Annotated in this window: 7 protein-coding genes; 6 read left to right on the forward strand and 1 reads right to left on the reverse strand. The window is 63.8% G+C overall.

The annotated features are described in order from the left end of the window. On the reverse strand, window positions 1-242 hold a 242-nt coding region (locus EOA27_RS21835), incomplete at its 3' end, for a proline racemase family protein (protein WP_189562078.1). Between the two features lie 100 nt (window positions 243-342). Here EOA27_RS21835 and EOA27_RS21840 point away from each other — a divergent pair. The 6 genes from EOA27_RS21840 to EOA27_RS21865 all read left to right on the forward strand — a co-directional run. Then, the gene (locus EOA27_RS21840) at window positions 343-1302 is read left to right on the forward strand and encodes a dihydrodipicolinate synthase family protein (RefSeq protein WP_126081837.1); all 960 of its coding nucleotides are present in this window, start codon (window positions 343-345) and stop codon (window positions 1300-1302) included. 161 nt (window positions 1303-1463) lie between these two features. Then, window positions 1464-1616, forward strand: a complete 153-nt coding sequence (locus EOA27_RS21845) for a hypothetical protein (RefSeq protein WP_189354044.1) — start codon at window positions 1464-1466, stop codon at window positions 1614-1616. Further along, window positions 1613-2323 (forward strand): SDR family oxidoreductase, encoded by a 711-nt coding sequence (locus EOA27_RS21850; protein ID WP_126081836.1) that lies wholly within the window; start codon window positions 1613-1615, stop codon window positions 2321-2323. Before EOA27_RS21845 ends, EOA27_RS21850 begins: the two co-directional genes overlap by 4 nt. Window positions 2324-2334: 11 nt before the next feature. Then, on the forward strand, window positions 2335-3084 hold the full coding sequence (locus EOA27_RS21855) for an SDR family oxidoreductase (protein ID WP_126081835.1): 750 nt from the start codon (window positions 2335-2337) through the stop codon (window positions 3082-3084). A 78-nt stretch (window positions 3085-3162) separates the two neighbouring features. Then, a complete protein-coding gene (locus EOA27_RS21860) occupies window positions 3163-4110 on the forward strand; it encodes a LysR substrate-binding domain-containing protein (RefSeq protein WP_126081834.1) in 948 nt (315 codons plus the stop codon). Window positions 4111-4285: 175 nt separating this feature from the next. After that, a partial coding sequence (locus tag EOA27_RS21865; protein ID WP_281059460.1) for a hydantoinase/oxoprolinase N-terminal domain-containing protein occupies window positions 4286-4930 on the forward strand: 645 nt, incomplete at its 3' end.

Consider the following 4930-nt stretch of genomic DNA (forward strand, 5'->3'; position numbering starts at 1 on the left):
ATGATGGCGCCCGCGGCGCAATCCTCGCGCGTCGAGGGCACCAGGAGATTGACGTGGCGGGCGACGCTGCCGCGCGGCTCGCAGATCAGCATGCGCCTGATATGATCGTGATCGCGCTCCATCGCGATCATCTTTTCCATCATCGTGCGGCCTGCCGGCGGCAGCACGCCGCCGACGATGACGTCGCCGATCTCACCCTCGGCATGGCAGCTGACGACGCGGATGCTGGTCCTGCTACGCATTGTTCGTTTCTCCCTGTCGGCCGCCACTATCCGCTTGGCAAGCGGTGCTGCTTCGGGACAAACTGATCAATCTGCGTGCCAGCCTCAAGGAGAATCCCAAATGACCGCCAACGTTTTTTCCGGCTGCATGCCGGCGCTGATGACGCCCTGCACCGATGACCGGCTTCCCGACTTCGACGCCCTGGTGCGCAAGGGACGCGAATTGATCGCTGCCGGCATGTCTGCGGTCGTCTATTGCGGCTCCATGGGCGACTGGCCGCTGCTGAGCGACGAGCAGCGCATGCAGGGCGTCGAGCGCCTGGTGAAGGCCGGCGTGCCGGTGATCGTCGGTACCGGCGCCGTCAACACGGCCAGCGCCGTGGCTCATGCTGCGCATGCGCAGAAGGTCGGCGCCCGCGGCCTGATGGTGATCCCGCGCGTTCTGTCGCGCGGTCCGTCGGTCACCGCGCAGCGCCATCATTTCAAGGCGATCCTCTCAGCCGCCCCCGACCTGCCGGCGGTCATCTACAACAGCCCCTATTACGGTTTTGCCACGCGCGCCGACCTCTTCTTCGCGCTGCGCGCCGAACATCCGAACCTTGTCGGCTTCAAGGAGTTCGGCGGCCCGTCGGATCTGCGCTACGCGGCGGAGAACATCACCAGCCGCGACGATGAGGTCGCGCTGATGATCGGCGTCGACACCGCCGTCTTCCATGGTTTCGTCAACTGCGGAGCCTCCGGCGCGATCACCGGCATCGGCAACGTGCTGCCGAAGGAAGTGCTGCATCTGGCGGGCCTCAGCCAGGCCGCGGCGAAGGGCGACGCCGAAGCGCGCCGGCTTGCGCAGGAGCTCGATGCCGCGCTCGCCGTGCTGTCTTCGTTCGACGAAGGCCCGGACTTGGTGCTTTATTTCAAGCACATGATGGTGCTGAAGGGTAATCCCGAATACAGGCTGCACTTCAACGAGACCGATGCGCTGACCGACAGCCAGCGCGGCTTTGCCGAAGCACAGCTCAAGCTCTTCGACACTTGGTACGCCCAGTGGTCGAGGCAGCCCGCAATGGCACGTTACGCGGCCTGAGCGGACCTGAGACCGGGCGACCTCGCCTTCACAAGATGAAAGACCGCTGTCGGCGGGTCCACCACGCGGTTGCGAAAGCTATGTTTTTGTTCGATCGGCCGGCAGGAGCTCCTCTCCGGCACGCCGAAAGCATTGTATTTCTTTGCTTTACGGCGTTGAAAATGGCGCAGCTGGCGTGGAACGTTCAAACGCCACACCAGCTTTCGAAAGTTCATCTTTCCTTTTTGCTGGTTTTCTTGGTTTCGCGGCGCTGGCCCGCGCCGCAGACTGAAATCCAGGCAAATGGGAAGCCGCAAATGGGGAAGCCCAAGTGACGACAGCCTTCATCACCGGGGCGACGAGCGGGATAGGACGCGCGATCGCGATCGCCTTGAGCGATGCCGGCTATGAGGTCTACGCGGTCGGCCGCAGCAAGGCGGCGCTGAAAGAACTGCAGGCCGAGCGGCCGGGCATCGTGCCGATTGCCGTCGACGTCACCGACCGCGAGGCGCTGGAATCGGTGCTGGCGGATCTCACCATCGATGTGCTGATCAACAATGCCGGCATCATGCCGCCGCTCGGCAATTTCGCGGACATGAAGATCGCCGACATCGACGCAACGCTGGAGGTGAACCTCAGCGCCGCTATCCTGCTCACCCGCCTCGTCGTGCCGCAGATGCGCGAGCGGCAGTCGGGCCATATCCTGTTCACCGGCTCCGTCGCCGGCCACACGGCATTTTCCAACATCGCCGTCTACGCAGCCACCAAGGCGGCGATCTCCGGCTTTGCCGGTGCGCTGCGCGCCGACCTGTCGCCCTCCGGCATACGCGTCACCGAGATCGTCGCCGGCCGCGTCGAGACGCAGCTCTACCAGGATATCCTCGACGCCAAGGCGCGCGCCGCCATGTACGCCAGCAAGGTGGTGCAGCCCGATGACGTGGCCAGGATGGTCGTCGCCGTGCTCGCGCTGCCGGCATGGGCCGACGTCACCCGTTTCGACATTATGCCGACATGGCCGACCTCGCCGAGCGGCACCAAGTAAGGGATAGTGGAATGAAGGATCTTTCCGTTCTGATCGTTGGCGGCGGCGCCGGCCTCGGCGCCCTCCTGGTCAAGATGGCTGTCGAGGCCGGGGCGGCCAAGATCGGCATCATCGACATCAACCAGGAAGCGGCGGAGAGCGCGCTCGATCCGGCAAGGGCCAAGGGCCTGCCTGTCGCCACCGCGACGTGCGACATCCAGATCGGCCCGCGATGCCATGCCGCCTTCGATGCCATCGTGGCCAAGCTCGGTCGCGTCGACACGCTGATCAACTGCGCCGCGATCTATCCGCGCCGCCCGCTGCTCGAGATCACCGACGCCGATTGGGACGCCTCCAACGGCATCAACATCAAGGGCACCTACCACATGATGGTGGCAGCGGTTCGCCACATGCAGACGCAGGAGCCGAAAGCCGAGGTGCGCGGCCGCATCGTCAATCTGACCTCGGTTGACGCCTTCAAGGCGCATCCCCAGAACGCCCATTATGCGGCGACCAAGGCAGCCGTCGTCAGCCTGACGCGCTCCTTTGCCCATCACGTCGCCAAGGACGGCATCCTGGTGAACTCCGTGGCGCCGGCCGGCATGGCCACCGAGAAGGCGAAGGCCCTCGGCTTCCTGGAAGAACTGGCCAAGGCAAGCCCGCTCGGGCGCGGCGCCGAGCCGACCGAGATTGCCGAATGGGTGTTGATGACCGGAGGTCCGAAGAACACCTACATGACCGGCGAAAACGTCATTGTTTCAGGTGGTTACATCTACGCTTAGAATCATTTCGATAGCCAGCGGCTGTTGAGGTTCGGCGGTGCATGATACGGGTCTCGAACGGAAGGAGGCGGACTTACGATGAGCGGCAAGCTTCGCCTTCCTTCGCTCAATGCGCTTCGCGTCTTCCACGCCGTCGCGCAGCACAAGAGCTTTAGGCAGGCTGCCGACGAGCTTCTGGTCACGCCGCAGGCCGTCGGCCAGCAGATCAAGCTGTTGGAAGACACGCTGCAGGTGACGCTGTTCGAGCGCAAGGGCCGCTCGATCGAACTGACCGAGTCGGCGATCCTTCTTTCGCATTACGTGAAGGCCGGCTTCGAGGAGTTTTCCGAAGGCGTTCGTCGCGTCACCAAGTCGAACCACCGGGACCGCATCAACCTCAACGCCAGTCCATACTTCGCCACGCACTACCTGCTGCCGAGGCTGTCGCTGTTCCGCGAGATACTGCCTGGCGCCGACCTGCGCCTGACGACGATGGTCGACCTGCCCGACTTCGGTCGCGACGACATCGACATGGCGGTGCAGTGGGGCTACGGCAACTGGCCGGACTATGAGGTGACGCTCCTGGTGCCGGACCCGAAGATCATCTGCTGCACGCCGGCGATCGGCGAGAAGATCAAGTCGCCGCAGGACCTGACGAAGTTCACGTTGCTCGACACGGTCAAGTCGAAGCGACTGTGGCCGGACATATTGCGGCACCTGGGCGTGGCGCTGACCGACGGCGACCGCAGCGTCAGCTTCGACGATGCGGCGACGATGCGCCGGGCGACCCTGCAAGGCATCGGTGTGGGCCTGGTCTCCGTGATCGACGCCGAGGAGGACTTCCGCTCCGGCGCGCTGGTCGCGCCGATCGGCCGCGAGGCCATTGCCGATATGCGGCCGGAAGAAGTTCCCGGGTTCTATCTCGTCGTTCCGCGCGGGCATCTGCGCGTCAAGCCCGTGGCCGCGCTTCATCGATGGCTGGCCCAGCAAGACTGGCGCAGCGACCTCAAGGTTTCCCTGCCGAAACCGACTCCGCTTTCGGACTGACAAGTGCCGCGAGACCAACGTTCCGGCGCGGGAGACAGGAAAGAAGAACTTTCGAATGAGCTGCATTTCTTGATTTCGCATCGGCCCGCTGGAGTTCAGGTATAAGCCGAAAGGCAAGCCCGGTTCGCTTGCCGCTAAGTGTGTGACGCAGCATTCTCTTCCCTGAGGCCATGGCATGACCTCCCGAGCAGACGACATCCGCCTTGGCGCGGACATTGGCGGCACTTTCACCGACATCGCGCTCGATGTCAGGGGAGAGATGTTTTCAACCAAGGTGCTGACCAATTATGCGGCGCCCGAGCAGGCGATACTTGACGGCATCGACATGGTCATCCGCGATGCCGGCATTTCGGCGGCCGAGATCGGCATCATCATCCACGGCACCACGCTTGCCACCAACGCGCTGATCGAGCGACGCGGGGCGAAAACCGCTCTGGTCACGACCGAAGGTTTTCGCGATGTGATCGAGATGCGGACGGAAAACCGCTTCGAGCAATATGATCTCAACCTGCAACTGCCGACGCCGCTGATCCCGCGCGAGCACCGCTTTACCGTCAAGGGCCGCATCGGCGCCGAGGGCCAGGAACTGCAGCCGCTCGACGAAGCCACCCTCGAATCGATCGCCGACCGGATCGCGGCCGGCAATTTCGGCTCGGTGGCGATCGGTTTCATCCATGCCTACGCCAATCCGGACCACGAGCGCCGGGCGCGCGAGATCCTCTCCAGGAAGCTGACTATTCCGATTTCGATCAGCGCCGAAGTCTCGCCGCAGATGCGCGAGTTCGAGCGTTTCAACACGGTCTCAGCCAACGCCTATGTG

Origin of the sequence: Mesorhizobium sp. M2A.F.Ca.ET.037.01.1.1, from assembly GCF_003998075.1 — a bacterium.
GTDB lineage: Bacteria > Pseudomonadota > Alphaproteobacteria > Rhizobiales > Rhizobiaceae > Mesorhizobium.